This is a genomic window from Aurantimonas manganoxydans SI85-9A1 (assembly GCF_000153465.1).
Classification (GTDB): domain Bacteria; phylum Pseudomonadota; class Alphaproteobacteria; order Rhizobiales; family Rhizobiaceae; genus Aurantimonas; species Aurantimonas manganoxydans.
The window spans coordinates 3,530,075-3,550,721 of the sequence record NZ_CH672387.1; the positions used below are offsets into that span (position 1 = coordinate 3,530,075).

General features: G+C 68.0%; 22 protein-coding genes. 8 read left to right on the plus strand and 14 right to left on the minus strand.

Going from position 1 to position 20,647, the window contains the following annotated elements:
• Nucleotides 1–129: 129 nt before the first annotated feature.
• Nucleotides 130–393 (plus strand): hypothetical protein, encoded by a 264-nt coding sequence (locus tag SI859A1_RS16585; protein ID WP_040325934.1) that lies wholly within the window; start codon nucleotides 130–132, stop codon nucleotides 391–393.
• A 55-nt stretch (nucleotides 394–448) separates the two neighbouring features.
• On the opposite strand, the gene SI859A1_RS16590 is transcribed toward SI859A1_RS16585, so the two are convergent.
• The 14 genes from SI859A1_RS16590 to SI859A1_RS16655 all read right to left on the minus strand — a co-directional run bounded on the left by SI859A1_RS16590 (nucleotide 449) and on the right by SI859A1_RS16655 (nucleotide 13,935).
• Nucleotides 449–751, minus strand: a complete 303-nt coding sequence (locus SI859A1_RS16590) for an urease subunit gamma (RefSeq protein WP_009210852.1) — start codon at nucleotides 749–751, stop codon at nucleotides 449–451.
• Nucleotides 752–773: 22 nt separating this feature from the next.
• Complete coding sequence (locus SI859A1_RS16595) at nucleotides 774–1,616, minus strand: urease accessory protein UreD (RefSeq protein ID WP_050767566.1); 843 nt, start codon at nucleotides 1,614–1,616, stop codon at nucleotides 774–776.
• A 193-nt stretch (nucleotides 1,617–1,809) separates the two neighbouring features.
• Nucleotides 1,810–2,265: a YbjN domain-containing protein gene (locus SI859A1_RS16600; RefSeq protein WP_050767567.1), complete on the minus strand. Its 456-nt coding sequence runs from the start codon at nucleotides 2,263–2,265 to the stop codon at nucleotides 1,810–1,812.
• A gap of 129 nt (nucleotides 2,266–2,394) precedes the next feature.
• Nucleotides 2,395–3,090, minus strand: coding sequence for an urea ABC transporter ATP-binding subunit UrtE (urtE, locus tag SI859A1_RS16605; protein WP_009210855.1), 696 nt, complete (start codon nucleotides 3,088–3,090; stop codon nucleotides 2,395–2,397).
• A gap of 117 nt (nucleotides 3,091–3,207) precedes the next feature.
• Nucleotides 3,208–4,119 (minus strand): urea ABC transporter ATP-binding protein UrtD, encoded by a 912-nt coding sequence (gene urtD / locus SI859A1_RS16610; protein WP_244401046.1) that lies wholly within the window; start codon nucleotides 4,117–4,119, stop codon nucleotides 3,208–3,210.
• Nucleotides 4,120–4,121: 2 nt separating this feature from the next.
• Entirely contained in the window at nucleotides 4,122–5,285 is a 1,164-nt protein-coding gene (gene urtC / locus SI859A1_RS16615) for an urea ABC transporter permease subunit UrtC (RefSeq protein ID WP_009210857.1), read from the minus strand.
• Nucleotides 5,282–6,928 (minus strand): urea ABC transporter permease subunit UrtB, encoded by a 1,647-nt coding sequence (gene urtB, locus SI859A1_RS16620; protein WP_040325936.1) that lies wholly within the window; start codon nucleotides 6,926–6,928, stop codon nucleotides 5,282–5,284. Before urtB ends, urtC begins: the two co-directional genes overlap by 4 nt.
• 92 nt (nucleotides 6,929–7,020) lie before the next feature.
• A complete protein-coding gene (urtA, locus tag SI859A1_RS16625) occupies nucleotides 7,021–8,334 on the minus strand; it encodes an urea ABC transporter substrate-binding protein (RefSeq protein ID WP_009210859.1) in 1,314 nt (437 codons plus the stop codon).
• Between the two features lie 247 nt (nucleotides 8,335–8,581).
• Nucleotides 8,582–8,788 carry a hypothetical protein gene (locus tag SI859A1_RS16630; protein ID WP_040325937.1) on the minus strand — a complete coding sequence of 69 codons (207 nt, stop codon included), beginning with the start codon at nucleotides 8,786–8,788 and terminating at the stop codon, nucleotides 8,582–8,584.
• A gap of 167 nt (nucleotides 8,789–8,955) precedes the next feature.
• Nucleotides 8,956–9,765: a formylmethanofuran dehydrogenase subunit C gene (locus tag SI859A1_RS16635; RefSeq protein ID WP_009210860.1), complete on the minus strand. Its 810-nt coding sequence runs from the start codon at nucleotides 9,763–9,765 to the stop codon at nucleotides 8,956–8,958.
• Complete coding sequence (gene fhcD / locus SI859A1_RS16640; protein ID WP_009210861.1) at nucleotides 9,762–10,661, minus strand: formylmethanofuran--tetrahydromethanopterin N-formyltransferase; 900 nt, start codon at nucleotides 10,659–10,661, stop codon at nucleotides 9,762–9,764. The genes SI859A1_RS16635 and fhcD overlap by 4 nt, the downstream gene beginning before the upstream one ends.
• A 23-nt stretch (nucleotides 10,662–10,684) precedes the next feature.
• The gene (locus SI859A1_RS16645) at nucleotides 10,685–12,325 is read right to left on the minus strand and encodes a formylmethanofuran dehydrogenase subunit A (RefSeq protein ID WP_009210862.1); all 1,641 of its coding nucleotides are present in this window, start codon (nucleotides 12,323–12,325) and stop codon (nucleotides 10,685–10,687) included.
• Nucleotides 12,326–12,350: 25 nt separating this feature from the next.
• Complete coding sequence (locus SI859A1_RS16650; RefSeq protein WP_040325938.1) at nucleotides 12,351–13,442, minus strand: molybdopterin-binding domain-containing protein; 1,092 nt, start codon at nucleotides 13,440–13,442, stop codon at nucleotides 12,351–12,353.
• 121 nt (nucleotides 13,443–13,563) lie between these two features.
• On the minus strand, nucleotides 13,564–13,935 hold the full coding sequence (locus SI859A1_RS16655) for a 4a-hydroxytetrahydrobiopterin dehydratase (RefSeq protein ID WP_040325939.1): 372 nt from the start codon (nucleotides 13,933–13,935) through the stop codon (nucleotides 13,564–13,566).
• A gap of 78 nt (nucleotides 13,936–14,013) precedes the next feature.
• On the opposite strand from SI859A1_RS16655, the gene SI859A1_RS16660 reads away from it, so the two are divergent.
• From SI859A1_RS16660 to fae, 7 genes are all read left to right on the plus strand, one after another.
• Nucleotides 14,014–14,985 carry a beta-ribofuranosylaminobenzene 5'-phosphate synthase family protein gene (locus SI859A1_RS16660; protein ID WP_009210864.1) on the plus strand — a complete coding sequence of 324 codons (972 nt, stop codon included), beginning with the start codon at nucleotides 14,014–14,016 and terminating at the stop codon, nucleotides 14,983–14,985.
• Between the two features lie 69 nt (nucleotides 14,986–15,054).
• A complete protein-coding gene (locus tag SI859A1_RS16665; RefSeq protein WP_009210865.1) occupies nucleotides 15,055–15,951 on the plus strand; it encodes an NAD(P)-dependent methylenetetrahydromethanopterin dehydrogenase in 897 nt (298 codons plus the stop codon).
• Nucleotides 15,952–15,955: 4 nt separating this feature from the next.
• Nucleotides 15,956–17,074 carry an ATP-grasp domain-containing protein gene (locus tag SI859A1_RS16670; RefSeq protein ID WP_009210866.1) on the plus strand — a complete coding sequence of 373 codons (1,119 nt, stop codon included), beginning with the start codon at nucleotides 15,956–15,958 and terminating at the stop codon, nucleotides 17,072–17,074.
• On the plus strand, nucleotides 17,071–18,042 hold the full coding sequence (gene mch, locus SI859A1_RS16675) for a methenyltetrahydromethanopterin cyclohydrolase (RefSeq protein WP_009210867.1): 972 nt from the start codon (nucleotides 17,071–17,073) through the stop codon (nucleotides 18,040–18,042). Before SI859A1_RS16670 ends, mch begins: the two co-directional genes overlap by 4 nt.
• Nucleotides 18,026–18,991, plus strand: a complete 966-nt coding sequence (locus tag SI859A1_RS16680; protein WP_148233878.1) for a RimK family alpha-L-glutamate ligase — start codon at nucleotides 18,026–18,028, stop codon at nucleotides 18,989–18,991. Before mch ends, SI859A1_RS16680 begins: the two co-directional genes overlap by 17 nt.
• Nucleotides 18,988–19,848, plus strand: a complete 861-nt coding sequence (locus SI859A1_RS16685; RefSeq protein ID WP_009210869.1) for a triphosphoribosyl-dephospho-CoA synthase — start codon at nucleotides 18,988–18,990, stop codon at nucleotides 19,846–19,848. The genes SI859A1_RS16680 and SI859A1_RS16685 overlap by 4 nt, the downstream gene beginning before the upstream one ends.
• 238 nt (nucleotides 19,849–20,086) lie before the next feature.
• Nucleotides 20,087–20,596, plus strand: coding sequence for a formaldehyde-activating enzyme (gene fae, locus SI859A1_RS16690; RefSeq protein WP_009210870.1), 510 nt, complete (start codon nucleotides 20,087–20,089; stop codon nucleotides 20,594–20,596).
• Nucleotides 20,597–20,647: the final 51 nt, after the last annotated feature.

A 20,647-nucleotide genomic window follows, 5' to 3' on the forward strand; every position in this document is an offset into this window, starting at 1 on the left:
GCGTTAACGGCTTTCGGGAAAAAGAGCTGGTGCGCGGAACGAAACGTCGCATAATGACGTTGCGGAAGAAATCAAAGGTCCGGCATCGAACGATCGGACCACGCAGCCGCACAACAGGTTGGAGTTCACATGCTGAGGTCGCTTCTGATCGCGGCGTTTCTCGGTCTGCTCCTCGGTCCCGTGGGACCGGCGCAGCCCCTGATGGTCCGCACTGTCACCATCGGTCCCCTCACCGGTCCCGCCTATTATTCCGTCATCGAACAGGGGTTCCGATTCGTCGGAGATGCGCCCGTCACTGTCGCAGCCGACGAGCCGGACATGACTGTGTCCTCGCTTGAACCCGCAGCGAAGGCAGACACGCTGGTTGAAGTGCCGGCCACGGAACGCCGGTAGCGGCACGTCGGGCGCGCCTGCAGCGCAGGCGTCCCAGGTCGCAGAGCACCCCGGATCAGCGGATCGGTTCGTGCACCGTCACCAGCTTCGTGCCGTCGGGAAACGTCGCCTCGACCTGGACGTCGTGGATCATCTCGGCAATCCCCTCCATCACCTGGTCGCGCGTGATCACATGGGCGCCGGCCTCCATCAGGTCGGCGACGCTGCGGCCGTCGCGCGCGCCCTCCACGACATAATCGGTGATCAGCGCGATCGCCTCGGGATGGTTCAGCTTCACGCCACGTTCCAGTCGGCGGCGCGCCACCATGGCGGCCATCGAGACGAGCAGCTTGTCCTTTTCGCGCGGGGTCAGTTGCATGCCGGGTTCCTTCGCAGATGCGTCATAGCGACCATACAAGCGGCAACGGCCCGTCCGCCAGACCCGAAAGCACCGGCACCAGCCGCTGGCGCAGGTGAAAGCCGGACGCGGCCCGGATGCGGGCGACGAGAACACCACCAACCAGACTGGCGCCGCCGTCTTCGCCGATCGCGCCGCGCAGACCGTCGAGGCGCGCTTCGGCGTCGGGCAGATGGGCTACCAATGTCGCCAGCGCGCGGTTCGGGCCGAGCGAGGCGGGCTCTGCCATCGCCGCGGCGATGTCGCCGGACAGCTGAAGGTCGTCGGCAAAGACCAGCCGTCCGCCCAGCCGCACCCGCCAACGATCGTGGAAATGGCCGGTGGTCACGCTCTCGCCCATGAGCTCGCGGCCTAGGATCAGCGATTCGCACAGGAGGAACCGCGCATCCGGCGCAGCCTCGACCTCGAGCGTGCGGCGCACCCGGCCGCCGTCGAAGAGGATTGTCTCCTGCGGCAGGCAGACCAGCCTTGCGCCCGCTTCCAGCGTCGTGCGCGTCGTCACATGGGCGGTGTCGCCGCCCGAAGCGCGGTAGATGCGTTCGCAGGCCTGGGTGGTGACGGTGAGATCGGCCCCGGCCGCAACGGTGAAATCCTGCGCCAGCCGGTCGCCGCCGGTCAGGCCGCCCGAGCTGTTGATCAGGATCGCCTCGGCCTGCTGACGCGGCAACCGCGGGAACCGCAGCTTGAGGCAGCCGGACTGGTGCAGCCGCTGCAGACGGGTTCGGCCTTCGACGACGCGGAACTGCGCCGACGCCGCCCCTTCCGAGCGCTGCATGCGGCGTGGGGCCACCTTGTCCGTCACCGACGAGTCGGGCACCGCGCTCATGCCGGCAGGCCTACGCGGACGCGCGGCAAAGCGGCTTGACCCGACGGAGCGCCGGCTGCGTCTCTCATGGCGATCTGTCCAAGGGGATGCGTGGAGATGGCGCGAGGCTCGCAGGTCCCGGCATGAACGGCAAGAGTCCCGACCGAGCACAGATCCCAACCCCACGGCTGGCCACCGGAAGTCGCGAATGGCCCTAAAGCTTGAGGACGCCCGACTTGAACTCTCTCAGGGACAGACGCCACCAGTCGAACGTATCCTCGAGATTGCCGCGGGTAACTCCGTGGCGCAGATTGACGTCCATCTCCAGCACCGGATCGTTCTCGGCGTCGACATAAGCCTTGGCAAAGCGCTTGTCCCGGTTCCAGCCGTTGATGGCGGCCTGATCGACGGGGACGCCGTCCCAGGAGGCGTAGAACTGAAGGCTCTGGCACTCGCTTCTGTCGGAATTGCAGTCGTTGAAGAAGATCACGTAGAGCGTGCCATCGATGCGCCCCCGGACATATTCGGTCTCGTCCTTTTCCAATGTTCCGGACCCGAAGCCGCGGGCGATGTCGACAATCTGATCGACCTCGCCGGGCTTGACCAGCGTTTGCGCCTGACTGGCACCGGCAAGACAAAGGCAGGCAAGAAGCGTCGCGATGAAGCGCACTGGGTATCCTCCCGAAAGCGGAACGCACCACATGCCGCAGATCGAGGAACATCGGACGCGACCGTGTCATCCTTTCTAACATGCCGCTCGGGAAGACTGAAGCGAGGGCGATCATCGCGGAGATCGGGATCACACCGTGAGATGGCGGCGCACGTCGGGATCGTCGAGGCCCTCGGCGGGGCCGTCGAAGACGATCTCGCCGCGGTCCATGATGTAGACCTGATCGGCCAGTTCCCGGCAGAAATCCAGATATTGCTCGACCAGCAGGATGGCGAGGCCGGACTGGTCCTTCAGATAGCGGATGGCCCGGCCGATATCCTTGATGATCGAGGGCTGGATGCCCTCGGTCGGCTCGTCGAGAACGAGGAGTTGCGGCCGCGTCACCAGCGCCCGGCCGATCGCCAGCTGCTGCTGCTGCCCGCCGGACAGGTCGCCGCCACGCCGGCCCAGCATGTCGGCGAGCACCGGGAAGAGCTCGAAGACATGGTCGGGGATGGTCCGGTCGGCGCCCTTCAGCGGCGCGAAGCCGGTCTGGAGATTCTCCTTCACCGTCAGGAGCGGGAAGATTTCGCGGCCCTGCGGCACGAAGCCGATGCCGCGCCGGGCCCGCGTATAGGGCGCCTCGCGGCCGAGATTGTCGCCGTCGAAGGCGATCTGGCCGGCGCGGATCGGCTGCTGGCCGACGATGGCCCGCAACAGCGAGGTCTTGCCGACGCCGTTGCGGCCGAGGACGCAGGTGATCTCGCCCTTCTTGGCATTCAGCGACACGCCGCGCAGCGCCTGCGCCGCACCGTAATAGAGATCGACGTTCGAAACGGTCAGCATGGGGCGTTCGGCGCTCCTGCAGGGAATGTTGGATGGGCCGCGACCGAACCGGCAAGGCAGCGCGTCGCGCCAATCCTGCGCGGCATCGCGCGGAGATTTCGGCCCGCCTCGTAGGTCTCAGCGGCCAAGATACACCTCGACGACGCGCGGATCGGCGGAAACATGGTCGAGCGTGCCTTCGGACAGCACCGAGCCCTCGTGCAGGCAGGTGACCTTGACGTCGAGGGCGCGGACGAAATGCATGTCGTGCTCGACCACGACCACCGAGCGGGTGCGAGCGATCTCGCGCAGCAGCCGCGCCGTCTCCTCGGTCTCGGCGTCGGTCATGCCGGCCACCGGTTCGTCGACCAGCAGCAGTTCGGGATCCTGCGCCAGCAGCATGCCGATCTCCAGCCATTGCTTCTGGCCGTGGCTGAGATCGGCCGCCAGCGTGCCCGCTTTGGCGGTCAGCCGCGTCGTCTCCAGAATGTCGGCAACCGTCTGGCGTTCGCCGGCGCTGTCGCGATGCAGCAGCGCGGCGAAGATCGAGCGCGAGCCGGCCAGCGACATGCGGATGTTGTCGGCCACCGTGTGGCTCTCGAAGACGGTCGGCTTCTGGAATTTCCGGCCGATGCCCATATTGGCGATCGCGGCCTCGTCCTGCTTGGTCAGGTCGACATCGCCGGCGAAATACACCTCGCCCTCGTCGGGCCGGGTCTTGCCGGTGATGATGTCCATCATGGTGGTCTTGCCGGCACCGTTCGGGCCGATGATCGCCCGCATCTCGCCCTTCTGGATGACCAGCGAGAGATTGTTGATCGCCTTGAAGCCGTCGAAGCTCTTGGTGACACCGTCGAGATAGAGCAGCGTGTCGCGCCGAGCCTGCCCGAGGGCTTCGCGCTCGGCCAGCAGGGCGGCGCGCTGGGTGGCGTAGGGGTGCGGCGAGACGTTCGGCTGCGCCGGTGCGACGTCTGCACCGCTGGCGGGCGCGGCCGGCCCGCCGGCCGTGGCCGTGGTCGTGTCGGGAGCGTCGGTCATCTGGTCCATCATGGTCATTCCGCCGGCCCCGGTGCCGGCACGGGCGCATCGTCGACCGCCTCGCCCTTCTCGCGGTCGGCATCGCCGCGCCGGGCCCGCCAGGCGTTCCAGCCATGGTCGATGGTGCCGACGATGCCGCGGGGCAGGAACAGGGTGACGAAGACGAACAGGCTGCCGAGGACGAAGAGCCAGAATTCCGGCGCGATGGCGGTGAAGGTGCTCTTGCCGAAATTGACCAGCAGCGCCCCGATGACCGGGCCGATCAGCGTGCCGCGGCCGCCGACCGCCGCCCAAACGACGATCTCGATGGAATTGACCGGGGCGAATTCGCCGGGATTGATGATGCCGACCTGCGGCACGTAGAGGGCGCCGGCAATGCCGGCCATCACCGCCGAGACGGTGAAGGCGAAGAGCTTCACATGCTCGGGCCGCCAGCCGATGAAGCGGGTACGGCTTTCGGCGTCGCGCACGGCCACCATCAGCTTGCCGAGCCGCGAGCGGGTGATCCAGCCGACGATCACCACCGCCACCGCCAGCGCGATGCAGCTCGCGGCAAAGAGGCCGGCGCGGGTGGTGTCGGCCTGCAGCGAGAAGCCGAGCAGTTCCTTGAAGTCGGTCAGGCCGTTATTGCCGCCGAACCCCATGTCGTTGCGAAAGAAGGCCAGCAGCAGCGCGTAGGTCATCGCCTGGGTGATGATCGACAGATAGACGCCGGTGACGCGGCTGCGGAAGGCGAAATAGCCGAAGACGAAGGCGAGGATGCCGGGGGCCAGCACGACCATCAGTGCGGCGAACCAGAACTGGTCGAAGCCGTACCAGTACCAGGGCAGCTCCTGCCAGTTCAGGAACACCATGAAGTCCGGCAGCACCGGGTCGCCATAGACCCCGCGCGAACCGATCTGGCGCATCAGATACATGCCCATGGCATAGCCGCCGAGGGCGAAGAAGGCGCCATGGCCGAGCGACAGGATGCCGACATAGCCCCAGACCAGATCGAGGGCGAGCGCCAGCAGCGCGTAGCAGACATATTTGCCGAAGAGCGGCACGGCATAGGACGGCACATGCAGCGGATGGCTGGCCGGCAGCCACAGATTGGCCATCGGCACGAGGATTGCCGCCGCCAGGATCACGGCGACCAAGATGAAGATGCGGGGACCGAGGAAGCGCGCGAGAATCATGCGTCGACGAACCTCCCCTTCTGGGCGAACAGGCCGCGCGGCCGTTTCTGGATGAAGAGGATGATCAGGACGAGCACGATGATCTTGCCGAGAACGGCGCCGGCATAGGGTTCGAGGAACTTGTTCAGGACGCCGAGGCTCATCGCCCCGACCAGCGTGCCCCACAGATTGCCGACCCCGCCGAACACCACGACCATGAAGCTATCGATAATGTAGCCCTGGCCGAGGCTCGGCGAGACATTGTCGATCTGGCTGAGCGCGACGCCGGCGACGCCGGCGATGCCGGAGCCGAGCGCGAAGGTCATGGCGTCGACCCACGGGGTGCGGATGCCCATGGCCGAAGCCATCTTGCGGTTCTGGGTGACGGCGCGCATCTGCAGGCCGAGCGGCGTGCGGTTGAGGACGGCAAGCAGCGCCAGGAAGACGACCAGCGCGAAGACGATGATCCACAGCCGGTTCCAGGTGACCGACATCAGCCCGACATCGAAGGCGCCGGACATCCAGTCGGGATTGCCGACCTCGCGATTGGTCGGGCCGAAGACGGTGCGCACCGCCTGCTGCAGGATCAGCGAGACGCCGAAGGTCGCCAGCAGCGTTTCCAGCGGCCGGCCGTAGAGAAAGCGGATCAGGCCGCGCTCCATGACCAGCCCGGCGAAGCCGGAGACGAGGAAGGCCAGCGGTAGTGCAATGGTCAGCGACCAGGGAAACAGCCAGGGCGCCGAGCCGCGGATCGCCTCCTGCACCACGAAGGTCGTGTAGGCGCCCAGCATGACCATCTCGCCATGGGCCATGTTGATGACCCCCATCACACCGAAGGTGATGGCCAGCCCGATAGCCGCGAGCAGTAGCACTGAGCCGAGCGACAGGCCGTACCAGACATTCTGCATCTGGTTCCAGAAGGCGATGTTGGCCTCGATGCCGGCGATGGATTCACGCGCCACCTCGCGGGCCACCGGATCGTCGGTGGCATCGGCAAAGGTGCGCAGCATGTTCAGCGCCTCGCGGTCGCCGCGCGACTGCAGCACCTTGGCGGCTTCGGCCTTCTCGACGGCCGGGCGGTCCGAGGCGAGGATCGCGGCGGCGCGCGCCTCTTCCAGCCGTGCCAGGACACCCGCGTCGGTCTCGGCGGCAATCGCAGCTTCCAGCGGCGCGATCATCTCGGGGTCGGCGTCGGAGAACACGGTACTGGCGGCCCGCATCCGCTGGGCCGGATCGGCGGCGCGCAGGGTCAGGGTGCCGAGGGCGGCGGTGACCGCGTTGCGGATCGAATTCTTGATGCGGACCTTGGTGACGTCTGCCTTGGCTACGGTGCCGGCGGCCTCGCCGGTAACCGGATCGGTGAGGACCAACTCGTCGCCGCGCGCCGCGCCGACGAAGACGGCCTCGTCGCTCTTGCGCCAGTAGAGGTCGCCGTCACGCAGGGCCTTGAGTGCGGGCGCCAGGGCCGCATCGCCGCTGGCCGCCGCTTCCGCGATCACCGCCTCGGTCTTGCCGAAGCTCTGCTTGCCGCCGAGTTTCTGGACGATCGTGGCCGGGTCAGCGTCTTGGGCCCATGCCGGCTGCGCCGCCATAAGTCCGGCCGCCAGCAGGAGACCCGCGACCAGCATGAGACCGGTCCGGCATCGCTCGAAGAACTGTTGCATCACATCCCACCTGAGGGCCGCTGGGGACGGGGACGGTCGCCTGGACCGCCCCCGCCGGGTTCGTCTTGGGAGGACGAAGGTGTCGGATCCGCTTACTTGGCTTCCGCCGAAGCGCCGCCGCAGGTCTTGGTCTCGGTGTTGTAGTTCCCGCAATTGATCGGGTCGGTCCAGTCGGCGGTCAGCTTCTTGGATTCCGGCAGGAAGTCGGACCAGGCGTCGCCCGGCACCAGTTCCTCGGTCTCCGAGACGATGTCGAACTGGCCCTCGTCGTTGATCTCGCCGATCAGCACGGGCTTGGTGATGTGGTGGTTGGCCAACATGGTGGACATGCCGCCGGTGAGGTTCGGCACCTCGACGCCCGGCAGGGCGGCGATGACCGCATCGGCCTCGGTCGTGCCGGCGGCCTCGACCGCCTTCACCCACATGTTGAAGCCGATATAGTGGGCTTCCATCGGGTCATTGGTGACGCGCTTGTCGTCGCCGATGAAGGTCTTCCACTTCTCGATGAACTCGGCATTCTCGGGCGTATCGACCGACTGGAAGTAGTTCCAGGCGGCGAGATGGCCCACCAGCGGCCCGGTGTCGATGCCGGCCAGTTCTTCCTCGCCGACGGAGAAGGCGACGACCGGAATGTCGGTCGCGGCGATGCCCTGGTTGGCGAGTTCCTTGTAGAACGGCACGTTGGCGTCGCCGTTCACAGTCGAGACAACGGCGGTCTTCTTGCCGGTCGAGCCGAATTCCTTGATGGCCGACACTTCGGTCTGCCAGTCGGAGAAACCGAAGGGCGTATAGTTGACCTTGATGTCCTCGGCGGCGACGCCCTTGTCCTTGAGATACTGCTCGAGGATCTTGTTGGTGGTGCGCGGATAGACGTAGTCGGTACCTTCCAGCACCCAGCGCTCGACGCCTTCCTCCATCAGATAGTCGACGGCGGGGATCGCCTGCTGGTTGGGCGCGGCACCGGTGTAGAAAATGTTACGTGAGGATTCCTCCCCCTCGTACTGGACCGGGTAGAAGACGACCGTGTTGAGCTCTTCGGCCACCGGCAGGATCGATTTGCGCGACACCGAGGTCCAGCAGCAGAACACCGCCGCGACATCCTGGGCCGAGACGAGGTCGCGCATCTTCTCGGCGAAGAGCGGCCAGTCGGAAGCCGGGTCGACCACGACACCTTCGAGCGGACGCCCGAGCAGACCGCCCTTGGCGTTCTGCTCCTCGATGAGCATCAGCATGGCGTCCTTCAGGGTGGTCTCGGAAATCGCCATCGTGCCCGACAGCGAATGCAGGATGCCGACCTTGATCGGATCGCCGGACGGCGCGTCCTGCGCCACGGCACCGGTCAGTGCGACGCCGCTCATCGCGGTCGCGGCGACGGCGCCACGAAGCCAATTGATAGGTGATGTCATTCACGCTCTCCAGTTGACAGGTCCCGCTCTCAGCGACGGGCTCCGGTCACACAGGGAGCAATCCCCGTGCCAGACTGGTGATGAGCGAAGGACAGGCGGCGAACGCGGCCATCCGGCCGGTGGAGCCATTGGTAGAGCGACAAGCCTGACCTAGGGTCAGATCAAATCTGCCCATAATTTATTCAATGCCCACAAATTCATCGCAGTGAGCAGCGCGGCAGCAGCGCGGATCTGATGCGCTGTCCGCTCAGATCGCTTCCTTGCGATCTTCCGGCCAGTGGCACTTCCAGCTCTTGATCGTCCATTGCGGATGATCGCCTGCCCAGGCCGCGACATAGGGCGTCGACAGCATCATGCATTGCGCCAGCGAGCCGCGGCTCTGGTAGGTCAGCCGCTCTTCCCGGCAGCTCGACGGGTCGCTCACCATGCAGATGGTCAAGATCAGGTCAATCATCGTCTCGGCCGTTTCCTTCCTGGGGGATCCGACGGTGCCCGGTCGAACTGGATACGCTCTTCACATACGCAGCGATGCTGCATCCGGATGCAGAGCTAGCGGCGCATCCTGGCAAGTCAGCAGAGCGGTGGCGCCGTGTCGCATGGCAATCGTGCAGTCTCGCCGATTCACAACGGCAGGAAGATCTCGCCCATACCGAGCACCGCCGTGTCGCCGCCGAGCCGCCGCATGGGGGCGCCATCGAAGGGCACCGGACCGGCGGGTCCGGCGGCGATATCCCGGGCCATCAACTTCAGGATCAGGAGGTCGGCCGGACCGTTGTCGAGGAAGGTCGGCGACAGGCGCTCGACCCCGCCGGGCAGGATCAGCGTGCCACGCTTCATCATGCGGCCGGGAACGCCCGCGGCGCGGCCGCCGGCGATCAGCGTGCCTGCGATCATCCGGCTGGCGGCATTGGCGCCGAGTGCGCCCGCGACGACGATGGTGCCGCGCCGCATGCGATCAGCCGCCCGTTCGCCGGCCGCGCCGCCGACACGGATCGTGCCGCCCGACATGCCCGCCATCTCGCCGGCCAGCGGACCGCCGAGAAAATCGCCCGCATCGCCCTCGATGCGCAGCTCGCCGCCGCTCATGGCCGAACCGGCGAAGCCGCCGGCCGAGCCCGTCACAGTCAGCCGTCCGCCGCTCATCACCCGGCCGATCCGCCAGCCGGCATCGCCCTCGACATGGATCTCGCCGCCGTCGAGCCCCTCGCCGATCCGGTCGAAGCGCTGCGAGCCGCCCTCGAAGCGCAATTGCGCCGGATCGTCGCCCGACACGTCGAAGAGGTCGCCGACCGTGACCAGCCAGCGGGTCGTGCCGATCGGCAGGGAGGCGATCTGCGCAATGGTGAGACCGGCAAGGCGCGACGGGATCAGGGCCGCCAGGTCGATGCGCTGGTCCGGCTCGGCCCGCTTGCGGAAGGTGAGCCCGCTCATGGCGCCAGCTCCTTCAGATGGAAGTGATGCGGTCCGAGATTGCCGCCGTAATTGCCGGCGCCGATCCGCAAGGCGCCCTTGTCGGGCCCCAGATCGACCGCCGCCTTCAGCCCGGCGCGCATGGCATCGGCCACGGCCTGGCTCGACAGGCCGTCGATGACGATCTCCAGCACCGAACCGATATCGGGGGTCAGAGCCGATGGGGTGACGCCCTTCAGGGTCGGGCAATAGGCATCGTTGGTGGAGGCCATCATGCCCTTGTACTTGCCGCCGACCTTGGAGCCGGAGCGCACGATTCCCCCGGGAAACGGCATGATCGCGCCGGGCACGTCGCGCATCGCCTCGAGCGCCGCCTCGGCCGCCGCCAGCGCCTGTGCGCTGGTGCGGGCCATGAACAGCAGATTGCCGCCGCCCACGCCGTCGCCGGTCATGCCGGTCGTCGCCTCGCAGAGGAATTCGCCCTCCATCACCGGCATGCGCCAGAAATGCCGGCCGGAGAATTTCTTAGAGATCTGCCAGCCGTCGGCGAAATAGCGGATGGCCGAGCCGAGATCGATCTGCGTCTCGCTGTCGAAATCGGCGTAGCAGGCCGAGGACGGGCTGGTGAGAATGCACTGGCCGAGCCGGGTCCCGAGTTGCTTGGCGAGGCCGTCCTTATCCATCGAGAACAGGAGAATGCGCACGCCCGGCCGCCCGTCGCGGGTCTCGCTCGCCGGCACGACGCGGTCGATGCCGGCCTCGCAGCCGCAGGCGATCACCGAGGTGGCGAAACCGGTGAAGGAGCGCGCGGCCTCCATCGCCCATTTCTCCGAATCGGCGGTGACCTGGATGGCCGTTCCGCTCATCGGAAACGCCTCGGCGAAGGTGTCGTCGATGACGACGCCATTGCGGGTCATCGCCGTGGACGGCGCGTCCTGTGTCACGTCCGGCATGGCATCACCTTGAACGGATCCTCTTGGCCGATGGCGAAGTCCGGCACTTCGAACCAGCGCGACGGCAAACCGAAGCGTTCGTCGAAATAGCGGTCGAGGCGCCTGGCCATCGCCTTGTCCGCTTCGGGCCGGACCGTCAGGGTGCGGCCCTTGGTGCGGTTGACGACGGTGCCGTCCTTCACCACCAGCGTCCCGTCCTTGAAGACATAGGCCGCGCGGCCGAACATCTCGGCCTTGTCGTGGCCCGGTCGGTAGATCGCCACGTCGCCGACGGCCCCTGCCCCCAGATGGCCGCGATCGGACGTTCCGAGCAGGCGGGCCGGGGCGGCGCGGGTCATCGTCGCGATCTCCCGCAGCGTGTATTCGCGGGTGATCTCCGGCAGGCTGGTCATCCGCACCACCGATTTCGGCAACGCGTCGAGCCAGAGCTGGCGCACTCCCCGGTCCATCAGCAGCGCGAAGATGTCCGGGTAGCTGGTGAACGGCGCGCCATTGGGATGGTCGGTGGTGAAGAACACCCGCGACGGGTCCTCGATCAGGAGGAACAGCTCCAGCCCGATCGCCCATTGCAGCGCGTTGAAGAAGCTCTTCTGCTTGTATTCCATTGGCACCACGCCGCCGCCATTGGCCTCGTGGTCGAAGATGATCGTCTTGCCGGGGCTGGCCTGCGGCCGGCCGGCGAACTGGCGCATCTCGTCCGAGGAGATCGTCACGGTCTGGCCGAACATCACCTGGCCGATATCGACGGTGACCTCCGGCGTCCGGTTGACGAGATCCGCCAGCCGCTGCCCGACGGAGGAAAAGCCGCGCTTGCCCTCGGTGCCGTAGCCGTAGAACTGGATGTGGGCGAGATGCATCGGCAGGCCCTCGGCCGCGCCGATGGTCGCCTCGGCCGACGAGGCGGAATCGCCGGGCACCCCGAGATTGTTGCAATGGACATGCAGCGGATGCGGGATGCCGAGCCCGTTCACCGCGCCCTGCAGCGTCTTGACGATCCGGCGCGACGACACGCCGTAATCGGGCACGATGTCGTCGAAGTCGAACTTGCGGACATTCTCCTTGAAGGCCGCGGAGCCGCCGGCATTGATGCATTTGACGCCGAGCGCCCGCGACGCCGAGACAGTCCAGGCGACATAGTCGGCGATGGCGCTCTCGCTCTCGCCGTCGCGGATCATCGCCATCAGGAAATCGTCATTGCCGAGGACGACGAGCGTCGCCTTGTCGATGATCGGGATGTCGGCGAGTTCGAGATGGGAATGCAGCGCCGAGGACGGCGCCATGGCGGGCTCGACCACGGTGGTGAAACCCATTTCGGCGTAGCGCAGGCCGGTTTCCTCGGTGGTCCAGCCGACCTTGGACAGGCCGGTTGCGTCCGGCCGGGACTGGAAGGCCCGGTGATATTCCGGCAGCAGCAGCCGCGCCGTGTTCACGTGCCCGCTGGCGATGTGGGAGTGGATGTCGATGGCGCCCGCCATGACGACCAGCCCCTTGCAGTCGATCGTCTCGTCGGGCCGGCGCCCATCCGTCGGCGCATCGACGACGACGCCGTCGGCGAGATACAGATCCCCCACCGCGTCCCGGTCGTTGGCCGGGTCGACGACATGGCCGTTCTTCAAATGCGTCAGCATGCAGACGCCCCTTTCCGTCCGACGATCATGCTGCCGCTTCCGTCGTCGTCTGTCCCAGATGCGCGGCGATCGCCGCAAGGACGGCCGCCGCCGTCATGCGCCCGCCGGCGTCCTCGCCCGCCTGCGATGCCGCGACCGGCACGAAGCCGCCGAAGCCATTGTCGTAGAGGACGCTGTCGTGATCGCGGCCGGCCGTCGCCACGGCGAAGGCGATCTTCGGCGGATGGGTCCAGTCGGTCGCCTCGCCGCACAGCGCGACAACCGGCACGGTCGCCGACCACTCCGGTTCGGTCTCGTCCTGGCCGTCCAGCGCGGCGAGATGCACCACCAGATCCGCCTCGCCGTCGGCGATCAGCCGCTCGCCGCGATACAGATGCGGATCGTGGTCGGGGTAGCCGCGACCGAAACCGCTGCGCAGCGGAAATCCGGTCGCCCAAGTGGTCGCCTGCGCGGCAGCAAAGGCCTGGTCGGCGCGCAGCATCGGCAGGCTGGTGAAACGGGTCTCGACGTTCAGGTCGAAGACCAGGCCGGCCAACATCTCGATGGTGAGGCTGTCGAGGCTGGCCGGCGCGAAGATGGCGCAGCCGAACGCCGCCTCCTTCAGCCATTCGGCGACGAATTGCACAGTTGGCACCGGCAGCGGTCCGGCGCCGTGCCGGTGCCCGGCCAACTCGGCGCGGATCGCCGACAGCGCGTCGAGGAGATCCTCGCCGGCGCAGTTGACGCCGTGCAGCGTGACCGATTCCGGCAGGTCCGGCACGTCGTCGCCGGCGCCCAGCCACAGGATCTGGCGCTCGACGCCCCGGGTCGCTTTGCCGAGATCAGGCGTCTCGTCGAACAGATAATCCGGCATGTCCGGCGCGTCTTCGAAGGCGTCGTCACCGACCACCAGCACGCGGTCGGCGCGGCGCCGGACCTCGGACGGTGCGGCCAGCATCATGCCGCTGTCACGCATCGCCGAGATCAGCGGATAGATGCCCTTCGAGGCGGCATGATCGATCGCCCCGCCGGCGATCTGCGCCAGGGCAACCGCGGCCTTGATGCCTGCGACATCGGTCGAGAGTCCGGTCACGAGAGGCAGGCGGCTTCGGCCGATCAGCTCCGCCGCTGCGGACACAGCCTCCTGTGTGGACGCCGGTTGCCCGTCGATCCATGCGTTCTGCAAAACCATTCGCTTTCTGTGCCCGTGATGCAAACTACAGCCTTGGCGGCGAAGATCAAATCCCTGCCGGCAGGTCTCAGCTCTTGTCGTATTTGATATAGGCGAAGCGCGGATCGTCCGGCGTGCCCGACAGCGGCCCGTCCTCCTTGCCCGGCTGCCACATGACCACCTGCTCGATCATCTTGGCGAGGGCGAAGTCCGAATCGGTGATCCCCTTCGCGGCGTGATTCACCAGCCGCACCTCGACCCAGGCGTAGGACGCGGTGATGTCGGGATGGTGGAATGCAGCCTCGGCGAGATGGCCGACGGCGTTGATCACCATCAGCGTGCCCTTCCAGCCCGCGGTCTTGTAGGTGCGGCGGATCCAGCCGTCCTCGAGCCGCCATGTGGGCAGCTCCGTTTCCAGTCGCTTGGTCACCTCGGCGTCGGAATAGGTCTTCGCTGCCATGGTTTCTCCTCCACTACGCTTGCGCCATCGGTATTCGCCGCAATAATAGGGTGCGGGCACGCAAGTTCAGGGGACAAAGTGACAGACGACGTCGTCAACGTCTCGGCGCCCGCTCGCCTGCATCTGGGATTTCTCGATCCCGGCGGCCAGTCCGCGCGCCGGTTCGGGGGAATCGGCATGGCGCTGGAAGAGCCCGCGACGCGGCTTTCCATCCGGCGGGCCCGGCAGGACCATGTCGACGGTCCGGAAGCGGGCCGCGCAGCCGCCTATCTCGACGACATGCGCCGGCATCTGGGCATCGGCACCCGCCACGAGCTGACGATTTCGGACGCCATCCCGGCCCATTCGGGCCTCGGATCGGGCACCCAGCTGGCGCTGGCCGTGGCGACCGCTCTGCGTGCGCTGGAGGGACAGCCGGCCGACATTTCCGGCGACGCGGCGCGGCTCGGCCGCGGCAACCGGTCGGGACTCGGCGCTGCCTTCGTCAGCGGCGGCGGCGTTGCGGTGGACGGCGGCAAGGGCGACAGCGACATGCCGCCGCCGCTGATCGCGCGGCTGCCGTTTCCGCACGACTGGCGCGTCATTCTCGTCCTCGACCCGAGCGATACGGGCTTCCACGGCGCCGACGAAGTCGCCGCCTTCGCGACGCTGCCGGCCTTTCCCGAGGCGCAGATCGCGGAAATCTGCCGGCTGGTGCTGATGCAGGCCTTGCCGTCGCTGGCCGAGACCGACATTGCCGGCTTCGGCGCCGCCATCGCCACCATCCAGCAGATGGTCGGCGAGCATTTCGCCCCGGCCCAGGGCGGCGTCTTCACCAGCCCGGCCGTGGCCCGAGCCTGCGAGGCGCTGGCGGCGGCCGGCGCCCACGGCATCGGCCAGAGCTCGTGGGGCCCCACCGGCTTTGCCTTCGCCCCCTCGGCCCGCGAGGCCCGCCGCCTCGTCGCGGCGATCGGCGAGGCGGCCGCGGGGCTCGATATCCGCATCCTTGCGGGACGCAATCATGGAGCCGGCGTCGAACGCCGCGGGCTCCGACTGACGGGCACCGGCTAGCGGCGACAAGCCCTGGCACCGTCGCGGCCGACCGGCCCGGCGAACGCACATGCAGACCGGAGACTTTCCATGGCGCACAAGAACATCCTGCACATGATCACGCCGCAGAAGCACATCAGCCCCTTCGACGTGAACATGGCGCTCGACGCCGGCTACGATGCGGTGCTGCCCTATGAGAGCGTCGAGATGGCCGAGGTCGCCGACCTCGTTCAGGACGTGATCTTCTCGCGCCCGCCGGATCGCGGCGTGCGCTCGGCGGTGTTCTTCGGCGGCAATGATTCGGTGCTGGCGCTGGACATGATCGCGGCGGCGAAGGACGCGCTCGTGCCGCCCTTCGGCTGCAACATCATGGCCGATCCCTCGGGCTCCTTCACAACGGCTGCGGCCATGGTCGCCTGCATCGAGCGCACCCTGAAGAACCGCAAGCAGATGGCGCTGAAGGACGTCACCATCGCCGTCTTCGGTGCCACCGGCGTCGTCGGCTATTGCGCCGCCGTCATCGCCGCGCTGGAAGACGCCAGGGTGAAGGTCGTTGGCTATGACGGGATCGAGCGGATCTCCAAGCGCGCGGCCGAGATGAAGGAACGCTTCGGCGTCGAAGTCGAGCCGGTCGACGGCTCGTCCGCCGACAAGAACACCGCGATCATCGAGGACGTCCACGTCATCATCGCCGCCGCCAAGGCCGGCGTTCAGGTGCTCGGCAAGGACCAGATTCAGGGCGCGCCGAAGCTCCTCGTCGCCGCCGACGCCAATGCGGTGCCGCCGCTCGGCCTCGAGGGCATCGGCGTGATGGATGACGAGGAACAGATCGACGGCACCGAGGCCTTCGGCATCGGTGCGCTGGCGGTCGGCCCGCTGAAGTCGAAGACCGAATCCGGGCTCCTGCAGCGCATGATCGAGGCGGAAGAGCCGCAGGTGCTCGACTTCCGCGACGCCTTCGCGCTGGCCCGCACCCTGGTCTCGTAACCCGATGGCATCGCGCGCCAGCATTCTCTGTGCTGCCTTTTCGGCGCGTCAGATCGCCGAAAGCGCCCGGCGTTCCGGCATCGACGCGCTGGCGGTCGACTTCTTCGGCGACCTCGACCTGAAGCAGTCGGCGCGGGCGGCCGAGGTCCTGCATGGCGACTATCCCGACGGCTTCGACGGCGAGGAACTGCTGGCAATCCTCGGGCGGCTGGCCGACGGCCATGCGCCGATCGGCTTCGTTCCGGGCGCCGGCTTCGAGGATCGCACCGAACTTCTGGAGCGGATCGGCGCGCGCTGGCCGATCCTCGGGACCGACGCCGCCACGACCCGCCTGCTGAAAGACCCCGAGGGCTTCGCCGCGCTCTGCGCAAAGGCCGGAATCGCCCATCCCGAGACCCGGCGCAGCGTTGTCGGCGATCCCGCCGGCTGGGTGTCCAAGAAGATCGGCGGCGCCGGCGGCAGCCATGTCCGGCCGGCAAGCGACACGCCGCTCGACGCCGATCGCTATGTCCAGCGCAGGGTGACGGGCGAGAAATGGTCGGCGGCCTTCCTCGCGGCGAACGGGCGGATCGCGATGCTGGGCTTCACCCGGCAATGGGCTGCCCCCTCGGCGGACGAGCCGTACCGCTATGGCGGCGCTGTGGGCCCGCTGGACCCGCCCGGCGACACCGGCCCGGCCATGGTCGCGGCACTGGAGCGGCTGGCGCGCGGAGTACCGCTCGCCGGCATCGCCAGCGGCGATTTCGTGCTGACGCCGGACGGGCCGGTGCTGCTCGAAATCAACGCCCGCTTCGGCGCAACGGTCGACATCTACGACCGCGACGACGCGCCGCTCCTGGCGCTGCATCTCGACGCCTGCCGGGGGCGCCTGCCAATGAGCGTTCCGCCCGCCGGCACCGTCCGGGCCTCGGGCCTTGCCTGGACCGACGTCGCGGTGCCCCTGCCGGCCGATTTCGACTGGCCGGAATGGACCTGCGACCGCACCCAGCCGCCGGCCGCGTTCGGTCCCGGCCAGCCGCTCTGCACGGTCGTTGCCGAAGCAGCCGACGCTGCGGCCGCCGAGGCCCTGTTCCACGCCCGCGTGGACGCATTGCATGAACGAACCGGGAGGATGGCCGCATGAGCCGTGCATCGCAATTGTCGGTCAACGGAGGCGTTCTCCCCCTGATCGAGACCCTGCAGCGTCGCGCGGCGGAACTGCGGATCGGCGTGTCCACCGGACCGGCCGGAGAAACGCTGATCGATGCCGGCGCGTCGGTGACCGGCAGCCTCGAGGCCGGCCGGCTGATGACCGAAATCTGCCTCGGCGGGCTCGGCGAGGTGACGCTCGGTTCCGCGCCCTACCTGCCCAACTGGCCGTTCACCCTGACGACGCGCACCTCGCAGCCGGTTGTTGCCTGCCTGGGCAGCCAGTATGCCGGCTGGCAGCTGACCAGCGGCGAAGGCGACGCGGCCTATTTCGCCATGGGCTCGGGCCCCGGCCGGGCGCTGGCCGGCAAGGAGGCGCTGTTCAAGGACATCGCCTATGCCGATCAAAGCGACACGGCGACGCTGGTGCTGGAATCCGGCAGTCCGCCGCCGGAAGACCTCGTCCGACAGATCGCCGCCGATTGCGGCGTGGCGCCCGAGGCGCTGACCATCATCTACGCGCCGACCCAGAGTCTGGCCGGCTCGGTGCAGATCGTCGGCCGCGTGGTCGAGGTGGCGCTGCACAAGGCGCATGAGCTGAAATTCGACCTGTCGCGCATCGTCGAGGGCACCGGCACCGCGCCGCTCAGCCCGCCGCATCCCGACTTCATCACCGCCATGGGCCGCACCAACGACGCCGTCATCTATGGCGGGCGCATCCTGCTGCACGTCACCGGCCCGGCCGCCGACGCCAGGGCGCTGGCCGAGAAGCTGCCGAGTTCGACCGCCAGTGACTACGGCACGCCCTTTGCCGAGATCTTCCGCCGCTACGAGGGTGATTTCTACAAGATCGACCCGATGCTGTTCTCGCCCGCCGAAGTGGCGGTGGTGGCGCTGGAGACCGGCGAGACCTTCCGCGGCGGCGCGGTCGATCCCAAGCTGATCGATGCCTCCTTTGGCTGAACCGGCAATTCCCGGCGCATCGGGCGCCCCGCGCATTCTCCTGGTCTCGGCCGACCGGGACCGGCATGCCCGCGACCTGATCGCGGCCTTCGGCGCACTCGGCGCGACGGTGGTGCTGGCCGGCCTGTCGGACATCGGCTTCGACACCGGCTCGGCAAGCGGCCTGCGTATTCCGCAATTCGGCGATAACCTGCCGGACGCGGTCTGCCTGCGCACGATGGATGCGGGCAGCTTCGAGCAGGTCACACGCCGGCTCGGGGTCCTCCACGCTCTGGCGCGCAGCGGCGTGCCGGTCTCCAACGGCCCGCGCGCCGTCGAGAACTGCGTCGACAAGTCGATGACCAGCTTCCTCCTGCATCGGGCGGGCCTGCCGAGCCCGCGCAGCTACGCCGTGGAGAGCCGCGCAGAGGCCGCGCGCATCCTCGCCGCCGAGCCCGGCCCGATGGTGCTGAAGCCGCTCTTCGGGGCGCAGGGCAAGGGGCTGAAGCTGGTGCGCGGCGCGGACGACCTGCCGCCGGCCGTCGAGATCGCGGGCGGCGTCTACTATCTGCAGCGCTATGCCGGGGTCGAGACCGGCGGGCGCTGGAGCGACGTGCGGGTGCTGGTCTCGGCCGGCCGCGCCGTCGCCTCGATGCGGCGCGAGGCGGCGAACTGGATCACCAACGTCAAGCAGGGCGCCAACGCCGTCGCCATGCCGGCCGACCGCGAGATGGAAGAGCTTGCGATCGCCGCCACAGCCGCCGTCGAGGGAGATTTCTGCGGCGTCGACCTGCTGCGCGACGAGAGCGGCCGCGCCGCGATCATCGAGGTCAATTCCATGCCCGCCTGGACCGGACTGCAGCGGGCCACCGGCAGCGACATCGCCGCCATTCGTGCCCGCGACGTGGTGGCGCTGGCCGAGGCCCGCCGCCGTCAGCTCCTGTCGCAGCCGCTGCCTCAGGCCGTATGAGCCTGCCACCCGACCGGATCGCCGCGGCCTTCCTCGCCGCCTGCCGGGCCGAGCTCGACGCCGCCAAGCCCGGCAATGTCCATCGCTATGCCGATGGCCACGGCATGCACGCCGACACCTTCGAGGCCGCCGCAAGGGCGACGGCGCCGTGGATCGCCCGGCACGATCTCGGCGTCGGCGCCCGCATCCTCGGCGCGACACGCGCCAGCTGGGATGCGGTCGGCCTGAACGCCAATCTCGGCATCGTCCTCCTCTGCGCGCCCCTGGCGGCCGCCGCCGAGCGCCCTGAAGCCGGCGATCGCGATCTGCGCGAAGCGGTGGCGGATGTCCTCGCCCGCCTCGATGCGCAGGACGCGCACGACACCTTCGCAGCCATCGCGCTGGCGACGCCCGGCGGGCTCGGCGAGGCCGCCGAGCAGGACGTGCGCTCGCCGCCGACCATCGGCCTCGTCGAAGCGATGCGACTTGCCGCCGACCGGGACCTCGTCGCCCGGCAATATGCCGGCGGGTTTCGCGAGATCTTCGAGATCGGCGTGCCGGCCATCACCGCCCCGGACACCGCAACGCAGCCGCCGGGAACGGGCCCGGCGCTCGCCGCCTATCTCGCCTTCGCATCGGTCTTCCCCGACAGTCATCTTCAGCGCAAATACGGGCTGGAGGTTGCCGAGACGGTGCGCCGGCAAATGGCCGATCTCGCCGGCGATGTCGCCCGGACGCAGGATCCGGACGCGCGTCTCGCCCTGGCGCTTCGCCTCGATGCCGCACTCAAGCGCGACGGTCGCAATCCCGGCACATCGGCCGATCTGACGGTCGCCAGCCTTTTCGCGCAGAACCTTGCGGAAGCGCAACGGGAGTGATTGACTGTCGGCCGTAAGGGTCCATGTGACACCTTGACTATCTGGCTAACCGGTCCCGCGGGGGACGCCGCTAACAAGGATAGACGTATGCCGGTCGGGAGGCCGTCCGGCGACCGGGAGGGAGACGCGGTCGCGCACTTTTGAAGGGCGCTGCCGAACATGCCTTTCGGGATCGTAAGTTCTTAGAGCCGGGCCGGCGGCAAGCCGCGTCAGGTTGGCACATTTGGAGGAATTGCTCATGGCAACAATCAACAAGGTCATGGTCGGCGAATCGCTCGTCGGCGAAGGCAACGAAGTCGCCCATATCGATCTCATCATCGGACCCCGCGGGTCCGCCGCCGAGTCGGCGTTCTGTAACTCGCTGACCAACAACAAGGACGGCTTCACGACGCTGCTCGCCGTCGTCGCGCCGAACCTGCCGTGCAAGCCGAACACGGTCATGTTCAACAAGGTCACCATCAAGGGCGCCAAGCAGGCCGTCCAGATGTTCGGACCGGCGCAGACCGCCGTTGCGCGCGCCGTCGCCGATTCGGTCGAGAAGGGCATCATCCCGCAGGCCGAAGCCGACGATCTGTTCATCTGCGTCGGTGTCTTCATCCACTGGGAAGCCGAGGACGACGCCAAGATCCGCGACTACAACTACCAGGCGACGATGGAATCCATCGAGCGCGCCATCAAGGGCACGCCGACCGCCGCGGAAGTGGTCTCCAAGAAAGGCTCGGCGGCTCACCCGTTCGCCGGCGCTTAGACAAGGAACCATCCCGGGGGAGACGACAAGCCGGCGATGCCCGCCGGCCTC

Bases quoted from the DNA above. Each gene is read 5' to 3' on its own strand.
- SI859A1_RS16665 (WP_009210865.1), top strand. From the start codon at position 15,055: ATGGCGCACAAGAACATCCTGCACATGATCACGCCGCAGAAGCACATC.
- SI859A1_RS16680 (WP_148233878.1), top strand. From the start codon at position 18,026: ATGCCTCCTTTGGCTGAACCGGCAATTCCCGGCGCATCGGGCGCCCCG.
- fhcD (WP_009210861.1), bottom strand. From the start codon at position 10,661: ATGACCCGCAATGGCGTCGTCATCGACGACACCTTCGCCGAGGCGTTT.
- SI859A1_RS16590 (WP_009210852.1), bottom strand. From the start codon at position 751: ATGCAACTGACCCCGCGCGAAAAGGACAAGCTGCTCGTCTCGATGGCC.
- SI859A1_RS16655 (WP_040325939.1), bottom strand. From the start codon at position 13,935: ATGGCAGCGAAGACCTATTCCGACGCCGAGGTGACCAAGCGACTGGAA.
- urtA (WP_009210859.1), bottom strand. From the start codon at position 8,334: ATGACATCACCTATCAATTGGCTTCGTGGCGCCGTCGCCGCGACCGCG.
- SI859A1_RS16685 (WP_009210869.1), top strand. From the start codon at position 18,988: ATGAGCCTGCCACCCGACCGGATCGCCGCGGCCTTCCTCGCCGCCTGC.
- SI859A1_RS16645 (WP_009210862.1), bottom strand. From the start codon at position 12,325: ATGCTGACGCATTTGAAGAACGGCCATGTCGTCGACCCGGCCAACGAC.
- urtD (WP_244401046.1), bottom strand. From the start codon at position 4,119: ATGATGGACCAGATGACCGACGCTCCCGACACGACCACGGCCACGGCC.
- SI859A1_RS16630 (WP_040325937.1), bottom strand. From the start codon at position 8,788: ATGATTGACCTGATCTTGACCATCTGCATGGTGAGCGACCCGTCGAGC.
- fae (WP_009210870.1), top strand. From the start codon at position 20,087: ATGGCAACAATCAACAAGGTCATGGTCGGCGAATCGCTCGTCGGCGAA.
- mch (WP_009210867.1), top strand. From the start codon at position 17,071: ATGAGCCGTGCATCGCAATTGTCGGTCAACGGAGGCGTTCTCCCCCTG.
- SI859A1_RS16595 (WP_050767566.1), bottom strand. From the start codon at position 1,616: ATGAGCGCGGTGCCCGACTCGTCGGTGACGGACAAGGTGGCCCCACGC.
- urtE (WP_009210855.1), bottom strand. From the start codon at position 3,090: ATGCTGACCGTTTCGAACGTCGATCTCTATTACGGTGCGGCGCAGGCG.
- SI859A1_RS16635 (WP_009210860.1), bottom strand. From the start codon at position 9,765: ATGAGCGGGCTCACCTTCCGCAAGCGGGCCGAGCCGGACCAGCGCATC.
- urtC (WP_009210857.1), bottom strand. From the start codon at position 5,285: ATGATTCTCGCGCGCTTCCTCGGTCCCCGCATCTTCATCTTGGTCGCC.
- SI859A1_RS16670 (WP_009210866.1), top strand. From the start codon at position 15,956: ATGGCATCGCGCGCCAGCATTCTCTGTGCTGCCTTTTCGGCGCGTCAG.
- urtB (WP_040325936.1), bottom strand. From the start codon at position 6,928: ATGCAACAGTTCTTCGAGCGATGCCGGACCGGTCTCATGCTGGTCGCG.
- SI859A1_RS16585 (WP_040325934.1), top strand. From the start codon at position 130: ATGCTGAGGTCGCTTCTGATCGCGGCGTTTCTCGGTCTGCTCCTCGGT.